The following is a 16,411-nucleotide window of genomic DNA, read 5'->3' as shown; positions in this document are numbered from 1 at the left end:
ACAAAAACTCAAAGAGCATCCTGAATTGGCGCATAATGCACAGTTCATGACGCAAGTCGGCTGGCTGGTACAGGACTGGAAAGAGCATAGCGGCACACAGATGCAGCCATGGTTACCGCCGACGCTTTCTGCGCAGTTGCAAGACCATGCCATCCAATGCCCGGGTCTCGTACAAGAAGATCTGAAAGATCTTCTTGTACAGAGCTCAACCTTATCCGATCGATCATTGGTCAATGATATTCGAGCACAGGCTCTCGCCTTATCAACCCTCCCTCCCGAAGCTCAGGAGGCTCGCCAATATATCAAAGCCGCAGCACGGCTCGAACTCCGTGCTGAAGCGTCTGCGTCGCCCACAAAATTTGTAGAGGCCCTAACCGCTACAGAAACTGAGGCCACGTCGGCAGAACAGGTGGCCGATACTCCCCGTGTCGCGCCGGTCGCCCCCCCCGACGCGACATTAGACACAGAGCCGCATGGTACCGAGGAGCGTAGTGCTGCGGCGGTTGAGCAGCCGTCTGCGCAGCCTGATGACAACGTTGCACGCGCTGTATCTCCAGAAGAGGCTCAACAGGACGTGTCAGCGCCGCAGCCTGAAGCAACGCAAGACGAACATGGTGCACCACAAGAACCGGCGAGTGCACCACAAAGCTCTGACACAGCTCCAGCCACGAATGTAGCTCCTGATGCGCCCTCCGCTGTGCGCGAGGACTTGGTCGCACCTGCACAGCAGGGCGCACCGGAGCACGTTGCGGAGGCTCCTGTTGAAGAGGCAAGTGTCGTACCTCAACAGCCGACTGCTCAGCGCCATCAGGAGACTGAGGGGGCCCATGATTTTGGTGAGGGCCAAACTGGTTATCAAAGGCCAAATAGTGGGCAAACACCGGCCAAAACCTTAACGAAGGAAGGTCCAAGCTTGCAAGAAGAGCCCTCCCAACACCAAGGGGAAACGCAACCTTCTCCTGGTGTTATACGTCCCACTATTAGTGACCATGCTATGAGTATGTTTAATAAACTTTCCGAAAAGAAAGAGCCGATGGCTCCTGATATTCGCCGGGTCCAGGCATTAAGTAAAATTGTATCAGACACGCTCCATACGATTGGAGAAGACCGCGCTGAATTTGAGTCCGTTGGACGTGAATTCTTTGAACAATTCAACAAAACGCTCCAGACAACAGGTGCGTCACGCGAAGATGTCATCAAAGGCATGACGACTGATGGCCCCTACAAAGATTTGCGTCACAAATTTGATGAAACCTATCAATCGAACCCGAGTTTTCGGAAACTGCACGACCGTCTGAAGGAAAATATGTCGCGTGCGACGCGGCAATACAGCACCTTAATCAGCGAGGTCAAAGGTCGCGGCATGTCGACAAAAGAGCATCTGGCAGAACCGCAGCGTAAATTGCATGACATGGGAAAATCGCTTGATGGCATGCCGTCTCGTGATTCCGGAAGAAGTCTTTTGCAAGCCGCTGGTGAGATGGCGGAAAAGCTTGTCAAAAAAATCATGCAGGTCTTTTTTGACCGAGATCAGAAGATCAAGCGTGAGCAAAGCGTCTCTACGTCACACGCACCGGCTCCCTAAACAATGTGCCATCCTGTGCGACGTCATTATTTAAACCTGTTCGTTATTTTGTTGAGCATCGTTCTCGTGTCTCCGGCCTATGCCGGGGACACAAATCTTGCGGTGTCCTGGTCGAATCTTGACCCAGGTGATGACTGGAGTTGGACTGTTTTACAGCGGATTTTTCCAATTTCTGGAGGAGAAACCGTTACCGGCACGATGCTGAAATGGATCAGTGTTTATGTGTTGATGTTGGCCGGTTTATGGATCAGCTACGCGTCCTATTTGCAAATTCATAAAACGGCAGAAAACGGGAAAATTTTTTCGGCGAAGTTTAACGGGTGGGTACCTATCCGTTTAATCTTTGCCCTGATTTTAATGCTGCCCGTGTATAATGGGTTTTCCTGTGGCCAACAGCTTGTTCTGACAACAGCCAAGCTCAGTATTGGCATGGCCCGAAATTTGTCATCAGTGGTCATGAAAAGTGTTGGGCCATCCGCGCTCCCCATCAGTGAACCGACCATTCCGGGGACACAGCGCGTCGTGACTCAAATTGTAGTCAACGAATACTGCCGTGCCTTGCTTAACGCGGCGTCGCATAACCCCGCTCTCGTGCCCGTCCCCACTCTTCACACAGTGCCAAACACAATCACTTTGCCATATACTCTGGCTGTTGGGCAGCAAGGACCTTATCCAGTATGCGGGGTCATTACGCAAAAACGCCTTACCGCGACAATGACGCTGCAACAAGGAACAAACGATAGCAGTGTCAAGCAAAATTGGGCGAGTATTTCAAAAGATCAGTCGGACGCTTTGCTTGCTGTTGTTGCAGATATTCGTAAAGAGGTTGAACCTATTGCCCAAAAAAATTGGAACAATAAATCAAGCAATGATCTTTTGTCTTTAGACTCCGTCATTACTAGTGAAACAAATACTTACACCGTAGCCATGACGAATGCGGCCAGCAAGGCCGTCGCAATGGTTCGTTCTCATAAAACGATCAATTTACAGGGCTTCAATGCACTCGGATGGACAGGGTTAGGCGCCTATTATCTCGAAATTGCACGTCTTAATAGTGAAGTCTTTTCCATTGCTGAGAATTTTCCCGATGTGTCAGGACCTAGCTGGACGTCACTAGGCGATTTAGCCGGCGATGTAGCCCCCTATCGTCATGCTCTCGATGCCTATGCTGAGCAAAGTCTTACTCGTGTCAGTACGACAGATAGCGCTTATGCACCAAACGGGCCGAATGCGGTTTATTCAGATGGTAATTTATCGTCCAGTGGGGTGGCTAAAACCTTGCGTAAGGTTGGACTGAGCGAGCATTTACTCACTGCTATTTTAAACCATATCGTAGCGCCGGGATCGGGACAGGATTGGGCTGACCCATTGGGTGGTTTGATTGGATTAGGACATTTCTTAATCCATACGGCCTTGCTTAGCGGTGTTTTGGCGATTGCCTTAAGTTCTAAAACTCTTGCCCTTGCCAATGCAGCCGGTGGGATTTTGACTTTTGATCCTGCTGAGATCGTGTCCGCCATTGTACAATTATTGGCCTCAACGATTATCAAATCCCTGCTAACGCCCATCTTATTGGCCCTTTCCATGATCCTTATTCCGGGGATCTTTCTCGCTTATGTTATACCCATGGCCCCGTACGTGTATTGGGTCGCAGGTGTCGCGGGATGGTTCATCATCGTGGTCGAGGCCGTTGTGGTTGTACCTGTTTGGGCCCTTGCGCATATGATTTTTGAGGGCGATGGCCTGCATGGTAAAGCCCTGCGTGGTTATGAGCTCCTCTTTACCATTTTCTTTCGCCCTGTCATGATGATTGCGGGTCTTATTCTGAGCTATACGGTCTTTAGTGCGATTTCCTGGTTTCTGATGAAATCCTTTAGTATTGCGGCTGGGTTCGTGTTTGCTCGGGGCGATCTTCTGGACAATCTGATCGGCATTATGGTCATGTTGGTCATGTTTGTCGGACTGGAAACAGCCGCTGCCATGTTGTCTTTTCGTTTGATTAATACTTTGCCGCATCATCTTCCTGCTATGCTCGGCATGTCGTCCATTGGGCGTGTTGATGCGGATGCCATGGCTCATGATACGGTCGGAAGAGGGGCGGGACACTCGACAGAGAATATTGCGCAAATTGCTCAATCAGGCATGCCGTCACCAGAAAATAACAGTAATAAATCAGGAAATAAGCCTACCAAGCCGGAAAAGAACGGTATAGACTCAACAACGAAGGCAACCATGCGTGTTGCAAAGCCAAAATAAGGAGAAGGATGAAGCAATAATGTCAAACGGATATTTTTTATCCCAAATACAGCTTGGGATTGACCGTCTTAATCGGAATATTTCCAATCAAAATTCTTCCGGGATATCGCAGGCCGATTACGTCAAGGTCCTGAACGAGAATCATCGTCTCCAGGATAAACTCCAAGTAAGTCAGTCGGATATAGAACGGATCATGCGAAATCGTGACGATTACGAAGCTTGGGGGAATGAAAGAGCTGCTGAACTCGCTCAGGAACGAGCAGAATATAAACGCCTTTATGAAGGGTATGGTCGCCTGCAAAAAGAAAGAGATGACTGTTATACATGGGGTAAGGGGTTAAAGAGTAAACTTCAGGACGCTCAGGCTCGAATTGCTGAACTGGAACGTCAATTGGCTCAACGCTCATGAAACTACCTCTGTCTGTGGTGTTGGGCCTGTTCTGTGCGGGTTGCGCTCAAGGCAATCTTGACCCTGTCGTCGCGCATAAAGCCCCCCCCGCTCCTCCGGTCAAAGCCCCGTTTTACGATCCGACTATGGCCTATGGGTCAGCCCCGGCACGCTGGCAGCCCATCTCGGGCAGCGCGCAAGGGCTCGTCGTGCCTGTGGCCGACCCAGCCAATCAGAGCAAGCGCCCGGATTACGAACATGCCCCTTGGAATACACAGGCCCAATCCGCCCTTGCGGGGACGTTTTAATTAACGCGGCCATATCTCCGGCCCCGAGGTAATGAAGTCCCCAAAACTGCCCCGTTGTTGGCGTCGCAAGGTCCAATTTTCAAACGCCGCGCTCAACGCTTGCGCTGCGCCTATTAGGATAAGTGCGCCATAGATTAGGCAGTTTGCCACATCTCGATGCTGTGCCAACATGGCTTCATAGAAACACAGAACACTGAGCAGGACGACCCAAGCACCATAAAATCGAGCCTTAAGGCGAGAGCGGCGCAATAATACATTGTGGCGTGGGTTCTCAGTGAATGATTGGTCTAAATGCTGAGATATATTGCGTGCAAAATTATAGCCTGTTCGAGAAAGACGACCCGAATCTTTTAATGATAGCGTAAAGGGGCGCACTACCCATTTGGCAGAAGACCATATTTTTTTAAGGCGCTGTCCCATTAAAACTGTCCCGTCAGTTGCATGATGTCATCCGGCAGGCCCGCAGAGAGCTTTACGCCGGATTTATCCTCCCACACAAAGGTCGGAGTGCCCTTAAGCCCAACATCATGAGCTGCCGCCATATTCATCACAAGTTCAGACGCGGCTTCCGGAGAGGCATCATTCAGATCAGGACTATGCCCAAGATCACGGATTTTTTGCCATTGGCTCGCCATTATCTGTTGATGATTTAATAAGCTGCGTGCTGCAGGACTGCTCGCCCCATTATTCTCATGGTCGTTAATCGCGATAGGAATGACCGCCAGGCTTATTCGCTTGGCGTCAATCATGGGCTTTAACGTGTCAAAGGCTGAGGTTGAGAAGGGGCACAGGGGATCAATGATCATATAAACGCGCTTCGCTTTCGGGTCGCCAATGATTCCATAATGACTGCTCGCGAGGCGCGCATAATAATCACGAGTATTTGTTGCTGCTTTGTGTTCGTCCAAATGAATAGTTGGAACAACGCCCGCAATAGTTTCGGTTTGCGTGCGCGTGATATTGTGTCCCTGGCTATCCCACATCACCCCGCCAATTTCAGCCAATTGGTCCGGGGTTATATAGAACATTTGAAACTGTTCGCCCTGGACCGCGAAAACACTTTGCAGCCCATGGACACGACCACGATCGAAGAGTTGCGCGCCATGACTGGCCAGGCGCTGTAAGACAGGGCTGGCCTCTATTTCCGACTGTGTAAACGCCCGACCAGCTGATTGCAGGCTGGAATGGGGGGTCACTTGCTCTTCAAAATTTTGACCCACATGGGGGGCGGCCTGACATTGCGTCGCAGCGCAGGCTGTTGCGGGCACAACACTGCACACGACAGCCATAATGGTGGTCCGGATCGTCATTCTTATGTCCTCACTCAATAGGATTCATCGTCGCCTGCGTCTGTGTGAGTGCAAAACGAAAAAAAACATTTTGCACTCACACACACCGAAACGAGACTGAAACTCTGATCTGAATTGGAGTATCGCTATGATCCGCACGACCAACGTTCTTCCACTTGTCGCGGCCTTGTGTGGCTTTGTCGGCATGGCTCATGCCGCGCCACATGCCTCACCGCAGGATTTGGAACGTCTCTCGCAACAAAACCAGGCTGACGCTCCCGTATCGTTGGGCGCGCCCGTCACCCCCGTTGGTGCTCAGACCCACGCGACGCGCCCTGTGCCGGACGGACTGGTGTGCAAAAGCCCGCGTCAGGACTTCTTGCCGGTTTATGCGCAGCCCGATGCCTATAGTCCTAAAATTGGCGCGATGGTGTCTCCGGTCGCGGTTACAACCGAAACAAACGGCCGCTGGACGAAGATTCTCCGTGTCGGGCAGAACTTTGGGTGGGTTCACACCCGTGATCTTCATGACTTTATGCCCGCCACGCCAACCGCCCCCCCGCATTGTCACGTTGCGGGGGAAGCCCCGAATGGCAAAGTCGTTTTTGCGTATTCACGGTAATGCCATCCATGCTGCAACAGGTCATGCGGTGGAGTGCCGCATGCCTGGGTTTGTTCTGCGCGGGAGCGCCTTTACCGATCCGAGCAGTGCCTCCTCAAGTCATCCCCACAACACCGGAATCCGGTGCGCCGGTTTTTGCACTTGCGGGAAGCAATGCCAGCGCAAGTCAAAAGGGTGATTCTTCGTCTACGCCGTATCGTGGGAATTGGGGCGGCGGCAGTGCGACGGCGACGCTTCAAGCGCAGTCTTATGGGGCGAGCGCCATCGCTGCGGCGCAAGCAGCCGGGGTTAACCCCGACACTTTGGCCGCGTTTGCGCAGATTGAGAGCCATTTTAGTAATGTGGGTAACACCACCTCCAGTGCGGAAGGTGTATGGCAAATTACCAATGGCACATGGTCCCAATATGCCTCTCAACTCGGCTTGAGTGATGGTGATCGTAATGATCCAACGGCGCAAGCCAAGGTCGCCAGTGCGATTATCAGCGATTATGCATCCTCTGTGAGTCGGGCCACCGGAAGCGCACCGAGTTCCGCCGAAGTCTATGGGGCGTATATGTTTGGCCCTTCTGCGGGGAGTAAACTGGCAACAGCCGATGACCAGACACAGCCTTTGAGCAATTTCGTGTCGGCGCAGGCTTTAGCTGCCAATCATATGAGCACTTGGACGGTCGGACAGTATTACGCGACGGTGTCGGCGCGGATGGGGTCTGGCGCTAAGGCAACCGCAACAGGAAGTTCTTAAGGATTTCTTCATGTTTTACCGAAGAGGTCATGAATACGGTTCAGTTTTTTGGGCTGTTTCAGAATGTTACCTGAGTTTTGCGGTTGCCGTGCTTCCTGGAACAAGGCAAGCTGTCCTATCCGTCCGAAATGGACATCATCTTGTGTGTAAAGGAGTCCCGCACCATGCAACACCGCAGATAAAAGAAAACCCCAGCTCTCCCGATTTGGCGATCGGTAAAGCCAGGGTCATCCAGATGATTAGAAGGTGAACGTTGAGTAACCTCACCTTACACACCTATTCGGTCGAAACGCAAGTGTTTTTGCGCAGGGTGTCGTATTGTCTGATGACAGGCCGAGAGATGGATCCGACTTTCCCATTCTCTGACCAAAAGTGTGTCATCCATGATGTCTTCTGTTTCGACGGTGCCGTCGGTGCAACGTGCACCGGGTCGCCGTACCATCACGCCAGCCATGCGGCGTGCCCGTGAGGAATTGACTCTCACCCCGCCGAGCTTCCCCAGCCGGGCGGATCTGCTGAGCCTGATAAATAAGGGCGTTCGCATTCTAGGGTTGAGCCGTGGTGCGGCCCAGTTATTGGGCGCCATGATTCGTCAGACGCCTAATAAAGATTGGGACGCTGATGGACGGCCCTTTATTTTTGCCCGTAATGCCACCATGCTGCGCTGGATTGGTGGGCATGAAAGCACCCTCAGACGCTATATCCGTGAGATCGCCGAGGGCGGCTATCTCGTGCCCATTGATGGCCGTAATGGACATCGTGGTTGTCGCTATGAGGATGGTACGGAGCGCGTGGGCTTTGATCTGTCCTCGCTACGCTACCGTTACCCTGAAATGACCGAGCGGCTTCATGCCATCAAAGCCTATGAGCGCGCCTGCCAAGCACTGCGCGATGAGATAGCTCAACTGTTCAACGAACTGTGCTATGGCGCTGTTGCTTTACCTGAGACACTGGTTATGTCCCTACGCAGCCTGATGCGTAAGCGCCGTGAGGTCCAGAATAAAGAGCATTTGGAGCATCTCAAAACCATGATGCAGGACATCCATGCGCACTACCTCACAAACGGCCAAAAACCGCCTGTGGATAACGCTTTTTCAGACACCTCATGCCCTTCAGAATTGCACGGCATGACCGCCAAAAATGACACCCCTTATACGACTACAAAAAAAGATAAAAATTCTTACGAAGTAGGGCCAGTAGCGCTCAATGAGCGCAATTGCATTGACCATGCAGCGTGTGAGACGTCTGTCTCCTCCCGTCAAACAGCACAGAATGAGGAAACTGTGTCGAGCCTCACAGATGTGTTGGGGGGATTTCGTGGGACATCCCAATTTTTCTTGGATGTCTGCCCGACATTACGCGATCTCTGCACAACATCTCGGCCCAAACTGGCGGATTTGGTGCAGGCGGCTGAACATTTAACCCAACATCTCGGGATTTCCTTGCACAGCTGGCAACAAGGCTGTGTGATTCTTGGTCGCGAAAAGACCGCGATTGCTGTGATCGTTATGGCCGCGCGCATCAGTCGTGGTGCGGATATTCGCAATCGGGAAGCCTATTTGCGCGCAATGATTGAGCGCGGCCGTCTAGGGATGCTGCGTTTGGATCGGAGTTTGTTTGGATTGCGGGGGGACCCCGATCATGCCGTCACACCGGCCAGCACCATTCGGGCGAAATTCCGGGCTATTTTGGCGGAACATACCGCAGCGTGTGCATGACCGAGACGGCAGCTTTACCGCTCTGTGTCCCGTTGAAACGTCGCGCCGAGGCCCGTCAAGCTGGAGCTGTGTGGGACGCCCGTAGCCAACGTCTGCTCTGGCCCCATCCACGCTCTTCCTTGGCTGAAACATCACCACTCGTGCGGTGGTTACCGCGTCGGTATCGATTGAAAATTGGCGAGGTGGCTTTACGACCGTGGATGGTCCCCCAGCCGCTCTGGGGATGGAATTTACGCGCCCTGCTGGCGAAGCCTGATTGGGATGTCATTCGGCGTGCCGCCTATGCGCGTTCGGGATATTGTTGTCATGTTTGCGGCGAACAAGGTCCAAATCATCCCGTCGAAGCCGATGAAGGATGGTCTTATGACGACCAAACCCGGTGTCAGCGTTTGGCTGGTGTCGTTGCGCTCTGTCCTTCGTGCCATGCGGTGCGTCATTGGGGGCGAACAGAGGTGATGGGACGGCGTACCGAGGCGTTACGCTGGTTGTGTCACATCAACCAATGGTCGGTAGCACAAGCGGAAGACTGTGTCGCACAGGCGATAACGCAATGGCGTCAGCGTAGCCGTCAATCTTGGCGCTGTGATGTGTCTTGGGTTGCTCAGCATTACGGCTATACGCTTGTCCCTGATGGGGTCGAAAAGGCGCGGGATATTCAGCGGGGTTTTGAGGAGAAAGCACGGATGGGCTGAGAAAACGGTGTGAGGATTGTTCTCGAAAAAAGAACGTGCATGGGGTCAATGTTCTCGTTATGTTCTGCTTTATGAGGAGAACACTATGACAGCGTATAAGGGCGATCGAACAACGGGTTTCGCGTCCCCGGCCGCCGAGGCGTGTGACGGACCCGTGGATTTAAGTGCCGTGTTGGATCTTGCACGACCACAACGTTACCTGATGCGGGTCACGGGCCAGAGTTTGGAGAGCCGTGGAGTCCGAGACGGCGATATTGTCATTGTGGATACAGCCCTGCCTTTGCAAGCGGGACGTTTGGTGATTGCGTGTTTGAACGAGACGCTGACACTGGCGACATTGACGCGCGATCAAAAGGGTTGGTGGCTGCAAGCCGCAACGCCCGGTGTTCCTCCGCGTCAGCTCTCCTCACAAGAGGAGATCATGCTGTGGGGGATTGTTGATGGCTTAGTGCGTCTTGACCCGTAATGACAAAACTCTTTGCTTTAATTGATGGGAATGCGTTTTATTGTTCCTGTGAACGCGCCTTTGATCCCCGTTTGCACAACAAACCTGTTGTGGTGTTATCGGGGAATGATGGTTGTGCGATAGCACGGACGAACGAGGCAAAGGCCTGTGGTGTTGCTATGGGAGAGCCGTGGCATCTCGCTCGCAAACGTCCCGAATGCCGTGATGTCATCTGGCGATCATCCAATTTTGCGCTTTACGCCGATATGTCACGCAGAGTGTCTCAGATCCTCCAAGAGCGTGTGCCCGCCGTTGAGCCCTATTCGATTGATGAATTCTTTTTAGACCTGACGGGTATCGCTGATGTGCCATCAGTGTGTGCGGCTTTGCGTGAGGATGTCTGGCGTTTGGCGCGCATTCCCACCTGTGTCGGTTGGGGACCAACGAAGACTTTGGCCAAATTGGCAAACCATATTGCGAAAACACATCCAGAGTTCGCGGGGCTGTGTGATCTGTCGGATCCAGCGCAGCGTATGACGTGGTTTGCGCGTTTGCCGGTTGAGTCCGTTTGGGGCATTGGGCGGAAACAGGCAGAGCGGTTGCAAGGGGAAGGCGTGCACACCATCGCGGATCTCATGGCCCTTGAGACGGGGAAGATCCGCAAACGTCTCTCGGTGACAGGGGTGCGTTTGGTGGCCGAGCTGAACGGTGTGTCCAATTTGGACCTTCAGGAATGTGCGGCACCACGTCATGCCATGACAGCATCGCGCAGTTTCGGTCAAAGCATCCATGACCGAGAGTCCCTGCAGGCAGCGGTGGCCAGTTTTGTCAGTCGTCTGGGCGAGAGTTTGCGTGCGGAAGGGCGTGTTGCGGCGCATATGATGGTTTTTATCCGGACGAGCCCGTTCAAACAGGGACCGCGCTATGCGAACCAAGCGACGATGACGATGACACCGACATCGGATACGCGTGATCTCATCCGCCAGGCATGGCGATTGGTGCACAATATATGGCGTGATGGCTACGCGTATGACAAAGCGGGGGTTATCCTTTCCGATATACGATCTTCTGGTGTTCAAGGGGATTTATGGGGGGATACGGTGTTATCGCCGCGGTCAGAGGCACTTATGGCGGCAATGGATCAGATGAATGCGCGTTATGGGCGCAAAGCTGTCTATCTTCTTGCGACCGGTATAGACGAACCTTGGCGCGGACGTTCGGCTTTGCGATCCCCCAGTTATACGACAGTCTTGCGCGACATTCCGTTGGTCAGAAGCGGGTAAACCGTATAGGGAAAAGGTTATATCTTTTAAAAAGATGAATCAGTTAAATAACTTATGAATGGTTAATTTGTATATTTTATATATATAAAGGAATTGTTATTGCCTAAATAAATAATATTTTGTTTTTATCTATGTGAAGAGGGGTTACGTCATGATCAGTGCATCGAGATCATGGCGGGACATTCACACGAATGGGCAAGTTCTCGTTCTTAAGACGGAGTATCATGAGTGACGCAGAAGGCTTTGGACACAGCGCATGCCGCATTAATGACCCTTGTGGCGGTGGAACCTGACCCAAAGAGCATTGTGACGACCGAAGCCTATCACACGGTGATGGAGACGCACGCCGCCGCCGTGGAGCAGGCTATGCGGATTTTACGGAATTTTGCCCAACAGCAAGCCCCGAAAACACGCACGCAGCTTCAGAAGATGTGGGATCAGCTCACACAAGATCCGCGTTATAACACCCCGCCTTATGCCCGCAGTACGGTCATGAGTAGTCTGAATACGGCCTGGCGTGGGGTGCATGGGTGGGTGTCCTAACGCTCTGTCCTAGCCTGTGGATGTATGGACAGTCGCTGGCGCGAACAGGGTGTTTCGGAACGAAACACCCTTCTGCCCACAGATCAACAGGCTCAACCGCAACCGCTGTTTTTCTTTTTTAATATTCTGATTGTCTTGAAAGACGTCTAAGATTCTCACAGTAAAACCTCTGCTGAGGCTTTAATCGAGGACGGTAGGACGATGAAGATTTCAGAATTAGTCGAGCAGATTGCGCACACCACGAAGACGAGTAAGGCTGAGACCCGAGCCATGTTGGATGCTTTAGTCAGCACGATTACCGTCGCGGCGAAAAGTGGCGAAGAGGTCAATCTTCCGGAGCTGGGGAAGTTCAAAGTGAAAGACACGCCAGAGCGTGAAGGGCGTAAGCCATCAACCGGGGAGACAATCACGATTGCAGCATCTCGGAAGCTGACCTTTACGCCGGCCAAAGCCTTGAAAGAGGCTCTGAAAGCTTCGGTGTAAGTGCTCTTTGACCCTGTCGGCTGTTGAGAGCAGCAGCCGCACTATGCCCCAAGCCAAAACGATGCGGCAGCAATTGTCTTTGTTTCCAGAAACGATGCGTTTGCAGCGCATCGTGCCGGAGAAGAATTGTTGGCGTTTTTATCGTCTCCATCTTGAGACGGATTTGTTTGGGAGCACGGTTTTGGTGCGCTCATGGGGACGGATCGGGACCGCAGGGCAAGAACGGCGCGAACCGTGTCAGGATGCTGCGTTGGCGCAGAAAGCGCTCATGCGGTGGGCGCGGAGTAAAATGCGCCGAGGCTATGCAGAGGAAACGTGAACGATGTAAATGCCTAATGCCCTGTCTGTTTTGCGTCATGTACTCTTGGAGTGTGATGAAAAGTATGAGGAACTGATTAGTCGATAATGCTCGATTGATCTCGTAAATCTCTTGACATGAGTAATGATTTTTCATTACTTTATTCTTGGTTTAGGAGGTCATAATGACGACGCTACTGAAAGACGAGAGTACCCTTACCTCAAAAGGGCAAGCCACAATTCCTAAAGCTGTTCGGCAAGCCCTTGGTGTTGATTATGGGGGGCGCATCGCTTTTATCGTGGATGACAACCGTCGCGTCACGATCGAGAAAGTGGCTGAAGAGGCGCATGACCCCGTTATTGAAGCCTTTCTGTCCTTCCTTGCACAAGACATGACGAACAACCCAGACACCTCTCTCCTTCCAATGCCGGGTGCGTTGCGTGAACGCATGGGCGCACTTGTTGGCGGGATAGATGATGATCTCGAAAGTGCCATTGATGGTCCTGTGGCGCTTTGATCATGTCCGTCGTGAACGGTTGGACCCTTCTTGCGCATCCTCTTTTTCTCGACCAACTGGAAAAGCTGACGGCTACTGTTGAGGCACTGAAAGCCAAAAAGCCTGATAACTACCAGAGTAATGCCAACACCAAACTTCTGGCGGCGCTAAACCGATTGGTGTTTGAGCGTATTCCGGCTGATCCAACATTGGCCATTTACCGGCAGGGTTCTACACTTGGCGGTGATTACAAACACTGGTTCCGGGTCAAATTTGGCAATGGTCGTTTCCGCCTCTTTTTTCGCTATAGTTCGGCGGCAAAAATCATCATTTTTGCTTGGGTCAATGACGAAACAACCTTGCGGACCTATGGCGCAAAAAACGATGCCTACCGGGTTTTCAAGGGCATGTTAGACAACGGCCAACCGCCCAATGATTGGGAAGAGTTGTACCGAGCGGTCTCTCAAAAGACTGTGGCAGAGCGGCTCACGGCTGCGTCACCCTCTGTGTGAGACAAGAGAATTTTAGCTTCGTGTCCATAAAAATCAGAGCATTATAAACGTTAAATAGATCGCGGGAGCGTAAAAGTGGGTTGGATTTTAGAAGGCAGCTTTGCCACAAAAATTGGTTTTGCAACGCACCAAAACGCTATCCCCCTTATTCGTGAAATCCGCATTGTACCACCGCAGGATGTCGCATCGCTGCATGATGTGGTTCTAACACTCACCTCTGACCCCTCCTGTGTTCACGCTAAGACATGGCGGATTGATCGCTTAGATCCTGGTGTAGAACAGGTCATTGAAGACCGTGATGTTACGCTCGAAGCGCATCAGCTCAGTACGTTGACGGAAGGGCTTAACGGAACGCTCACGTTACGCCTGACCGATAAAGAGGGGGCGCTCCTTGCGGCCTCAGACAGCCCGATTGACCTGCTTGCCCATAATGAATGGGGCGGATCGACGACAATGGCCGAGCTTTTACCGGCTTTTGTGATGCCCAATGATCCAGCCGTCGATAAAATGATCAAAGCGGCTTCGGATGTTTTACGCAGTGCGGGGCGTCCCGATGCGCTGGACGGTTATAAAAGCAAAGAACGAGAGCGCGTTTGGGAAATCACATCGGCAATTTGGTCGGCTCTCGCCGGGTTGCGTCTAACCTATGCGTTGCCCCCCGCGTCTTTCGAAATGACGGGCCAAAAAATCCGTACACCCTCGCAAATTATGAGCGGTGGTGTGGCGACGTGCCTTGATACAGCATTATTCTTTGCGGCAGCCCTTGAGCAGGCTGGCTTGCATGCTGTGGTGGTTGTGACTGAAGGCCATGCTTTCACGGGTGTGTGGCTTCAGCCTCTCGAATTTGCGACCATTCTTACGGAAGAAGCGGCGGCACTGCGTCGGCGTATCGACCTTGACGATATCGTTATCTTCGAAACGACAGGGGTGACGCATAAAGTCCCTTCGTCTTTCAACGAGGCCATCAAAGCCGCACGGCGCCAGCTTTCGGAAGAGTCTGACGCGCAATTCCGTATGGCCGTTGATATACGACGCGCACGGTTGCAAAAAATCCGCCCATTAGGCGTTGTTGCTTCGGAGAGTGAGGCGTCCGATGAGGCAACCCGCGTTATACGCGAAGGATTAGAAGCCGCCCCGTCTCTACCAGCTTTTGATACGGATATTCTCAAAGACGAAACACCAGACTCTCCGACAGGCCGCATCCAGCAATGGCAGCGCAAACTGCTCAATCTGACGACGTCGAATAATTTGCTCAGTATCCGCAGTGGTAAGAGCATGCTCCGGCTGCATTGCCCCAGCCCTGCTGTGCTGGAAGATATGCTTGCGGCAGAGAAGACCTTACGTCTTGTTCCTATGCCGGACCTTGCCGCCAGCGGTCGAGATCAAAAGATTTATGAGCAACAAAACCACGCGACCTTGGCGGACGAGCTGGCAGAACAGGCGTTGCAACGCCAGGAGGTCATGTCTGAACTCCCTAAAGATAAGCTCGATGCGGCTCTCATCGAGCTGTTCCGTAAGACCCGTGCCAGCTTTGAAGAGGGGGGAGCCAATACGCTCTTCTTGGCCTTTGGTGTTTTAAAATGGAAAAAAGCACCGAATGATGAAAAGGCGTATCGTGCGCCTTTGATCCTTGTCCCCGTGCAACTCGACCGTAAGAGCGTGCAATCGGGTATGACCATGAAAGCGCATGAAGATGAGGCGCGGTTTAATCTAACGCTCTTGGAGCTTTTACGCCAAGATTTTGCTCTGGAAATTCCGGGGCTCGACGGGGATTTGCCTAAAGATCAGAGTGGCCTTGATGTTGACGCCATCTGGCGCCGTGTGCGCGAAGCCGTCTGTGACATGCCCGGTTTTGAGGTTGTTCCAGAGGTCGTGCTCGGCAGTTTCTCTTTTGCCAAATATCTGATGTGGCGGGATCTGGTCGAACGGGGCGCAGATCTCAAAGAAAGCCCCGTTGTGCATCACCTCATTGAACGCGATGGCAGCGTGCATCTTGATGATGGTGATGATTTCCCAAAAGCCGAGCAGATGGATCAGCGGGTCGATCCTGCGCAATTATTCACGCCCCTGCCCGCGGATAGCTCGCAACTCGTAGCCGTTTATGCGTCCGCAGAAGGGCGGAATTTTGTGTTGGATGGACCGCCCGGAACCGGGAAGAGCCAAACCATTGCCAATATCATTGCGCATAATATGGCGCTTGGTCGGCGCGTTTTATTCGTCGCAGAAAAGCAAGCAGCACTTGATGTTGTGCAAAGACGGTTGGCCAGCAAAGGGCTGGGACCGTTTTGTTTGGAATTGCATTCGGCAAAAGCCACAAAGTCGGCCGTTCTCAAACAATTGGATAGTGCCTGGACGGCCCGGGACAGTTTCACGGCCGAAGAATGGGCGCGTGAAGCGAATGATATTCGCCGTTTGCGCGATGAACTCAATGATGTGGTGAACCTGCTCCATGCGCCTGATCCGAATGGATGGACACTTCACCGTGCCATTGGGCGGGTGGTGCGCGATTGGACAGACGCGACACCCCGTTTAGTTTTCCATACGGGAACACGTCATTCCGAAGAGGAGATGATAACGCTCCGTGAGAATGTACGTCGCCTTGGGATTGCGCGTAAGGCTGTGTCTGATCTTCCGTCAGGTTTGAAGATCCTCGCCTGCTCAGAATGGTCCAATGCGTGGCAGGATCGTCTTGTTGCTGCGGCAAGAGCTCTAGCAGAGGCCATAAAAACCGTCGAACGCACACGCGACGG

Annotated in this window: 17 protein-coding genes and 1 pseudogene; 16 read left to right on the top strand and 2 right to left on the bottom strand. The window is 52.6% G+C overall.

Annotated features, from left to right (window positions below; genetic code table 11):
• From NTH01S_RS11910 to NTH01S_RS10540, 4 genes are all read left to right on the top strand, one after another.
• Window positions 1-1,585: hypothetical protein (locus NTH01S_RS11910; protein ID WP_068173512.1), on the top strand; the 1,585-nt coding region annotated here is incomplete at its 5' end.
• A gap of 102 nt (window positions 1,586-1,687) precedes the next feature.
• Entirely contained in the window at window positions 1,688-3,841 is a 2,154-nt protein-coding gene (locus tag NTH01S_RS10550) for a DotA/TraY family protein (RefSeq protein WP_169802072.1), read from the top strand.
• Between the two features lie 19 nt (window positions 3,842-3,860).
• Window positions 3,861-4,250 (top strand): hypothetical protein, encoded by a 390-nt coding sequence (locus tag NTH01S_RS10545; protein WP_157070953.1) that lies wholly within the window; start codon window positions 3,861-3,863, stop codon window positions 4,248-4,250.
• Window positions 4,247-4,537 (top strand): hypothetical protein, encoded by a 291-nt coding sequence (locus NTH01S_RS10540; RefSeq protein WP_157070952.1) that lies wholly within the window; start codon window positions 4,247-4,249, stop codon window positions 4,535-4,537. The genes NTH01S_RS10545 and NTH01S_RS10540 overlap by 4 nt, the downstream gene beginning before the upstream one ends.
• Here NTH01S_RS10540 and NTH01S_RS10535 read toward each other — a convergent pair whose 3' ends face one another.
• The gene (locus tag NTH01S_RS10535; protein WP_068173502.1) at window positions 4,538-4,957 is read right to left on the bottom strand and encodes a hypothetical protein; all 420 of its coding nucleotides are present in this window, start codon (window positions 4,955-4,957) and stop codon (window positions 4,538-4,540) included.
• A complete protein-coding gene (locus tag NTH01S_RS10530; RefSeq protein ID WP_068173499.1) occupies window positions 4,957-5,847 on the bottom strand; it encodes a thioredoxin domain-containing protein in 891 nt (296 codons plus the stop codon). The genes NTH01S_RS10535 and NTH01S_RS10530 overlap by 1 nt, the downstream gene beginning before the upstream one ends.
• Before the next feature lie 127 nt (window positions 5,848-5,974).
• Here NTH01S_RS10530 and NTH01S_RS10525 point away from each other — a divergent pair, with 127 nt between their 5' ends.
• The 12 genes and pseudogenes from NTH01S_RS10525 to NTH01S_RS10470 all read left to right on the top strand — a co-directional run.
• Entirely contained in the window at window positions 5,975-6,448 is a 474-nt protein-coding gene (locus NTH01S_RS10525; protein WP_068173497.1) for an SH3 domain-containing protein, read from the top strand.
• 8 nt (window positions 6,449-6,456) lie between these two features.
• The gene (locus tag NTH01S_RS10520) at window positions 6,457-7,191 is read left to right on the top strand and encodes a transglycosylase SLT domain-containing protein (protein WP_245642363.1); all 735 of its coding nucleotides are present in this window, start codon (window positions 6,457-6,459) and stop codon (window positions 7,189-7,191) included.
• Between the two features lie 383 nt (window positions 7,192-7,574).
• Window positions 7,575-8,909 carry a replication initiation protein RepC gene (repC, locus tag NTH01S_RS10515; RefSeq protein WP_068173496.1) on the top strand — a complete coding sequence of 445 codons (1,335 nt, stop codon included), beginning with the start codon at window positions 7,575-7,577 and terminating at the stop codon, window positions 8,907-8,909.
• A complete protein-coding gene (locus NTH01S_RS10510; RefSeq protein WP_068173494.1) occupies window positions 8,906-9,601 on the top strand; it encodes an HNH endonuclease in 696 nt (231 codons plus the stop codon). Before repC ends, NTH01S_RS10510 begins: the two co-directional genes overlap by 4 nt.
• 85 nt (window positions 9,602-9,686) lie before the next feature.
• Window positions 9,687-10,067 carry a LexA family protein gene (locus NTH01S_RS10505; RefSeq protein WP_068173493.1) on the top strand — a complete coding sequence of 127 codons (381 nt, stop codon included), beginning with the start codon at window positions 9,687-9,689 and terminating at the stop codon, window positions 10,065-10,067.
• The gene (locus NTH01S_RS10500; RefSeq protein WP_068173491.1) at window positions 10,067-11,329 is read left to right on the top strand and encodes a Y-family DNA polymerase; all 1,263 of its coding nucleotides are present in this window, start codon (window positions 10,067-10,069) and stop codon (window positions 11,327-11,329) included. The genes NTH01S_RS10505 and NTH01S_RS10500 overlap by 1 nt, the downstream gene beginning before the upstream one ends.
• 228 nt (window positions 11,330-11,557) lie before the next feature.
• Window positions 11,558-11,872 (top strand): hypothetical protein, encoded by a 315-nt coding sequence (locus NTH01S_RS10495; protein ID WP_068173489.1) that lies wholly within the window; start codon window positions 11,558-11,560, stop codon window positions 11,870-11,872.
• Between the two features lie 180 nt (window positions 11,873-12,052).
• Window positions 12,053-12,355 (top strand): annotated as a pseudogene (locus NTH01S_RS10490) (HU family DNA-binding protein); the annotation flags it as partial.
• A gap of 7 nt (window positions 12,356-12,362) precedes the next feature.
• Window positions 12,363-12,674, top strand: coding sequence for a WGR domain-containing protein (locus tag NTH01S_RS10485; RefSeq protein ID WP_306307476.1), 312 nt, complete (start codon window positions 12,363-12,365; stop codon window positions 12,672-12,674).
• 163 nt (window positions 12,675-12,837) lie between these two features.
• A complete protein-coding gene (locus tag NTH01S_RS10480) occupies window positions 12,838-13,170 on the top strand; it encodes a type II toxin-antitoxin system PrlF family antitoxin (RefSeq protein WP_068173483.1) in 333 nt (110 codons plus the stop codon).
• A 2-nt stretch (window positions 13,171-13,172) separates the two neighbouring features.
• Window positions 13,173-13,661, top strand: coding sequence for a type II toxin-antitoxin system YhaV family toxin (locus tag NTH01S_RS10475; protein ID WP_068173480.1), 489 nt, complete (start codon window positions 13,173-13,175; stop codon window positions 13,659-13,661).
• 75 nt (window positions 13,662-13,736) lie between these two features.
• Window positions 13,737-16,411, top strand: a 2,675-nt coding sequence (locus NTH01S_RS10470; RefSeq protein ID WP_218015987.1) for a DUF4011 domain-containing protein, incomplete at its 3' end; no start/stop codon positions are given.

Source organism: Neokomagataea thailandica NBRC 106555, assembly GCF_001598495.1.
Taxonomy (GTDB): Bacteria; Pseudomonadota; Alphaproteobacteria; order Acetobacterales; family Acetobacteraceae; genus Gluconobacter; species Gluconobacter thailandicus_A.
Note: the sequence above shows the minus strand (reverse complement) of the source record. Positions and strands in the feature narration are given on the sequence as shown.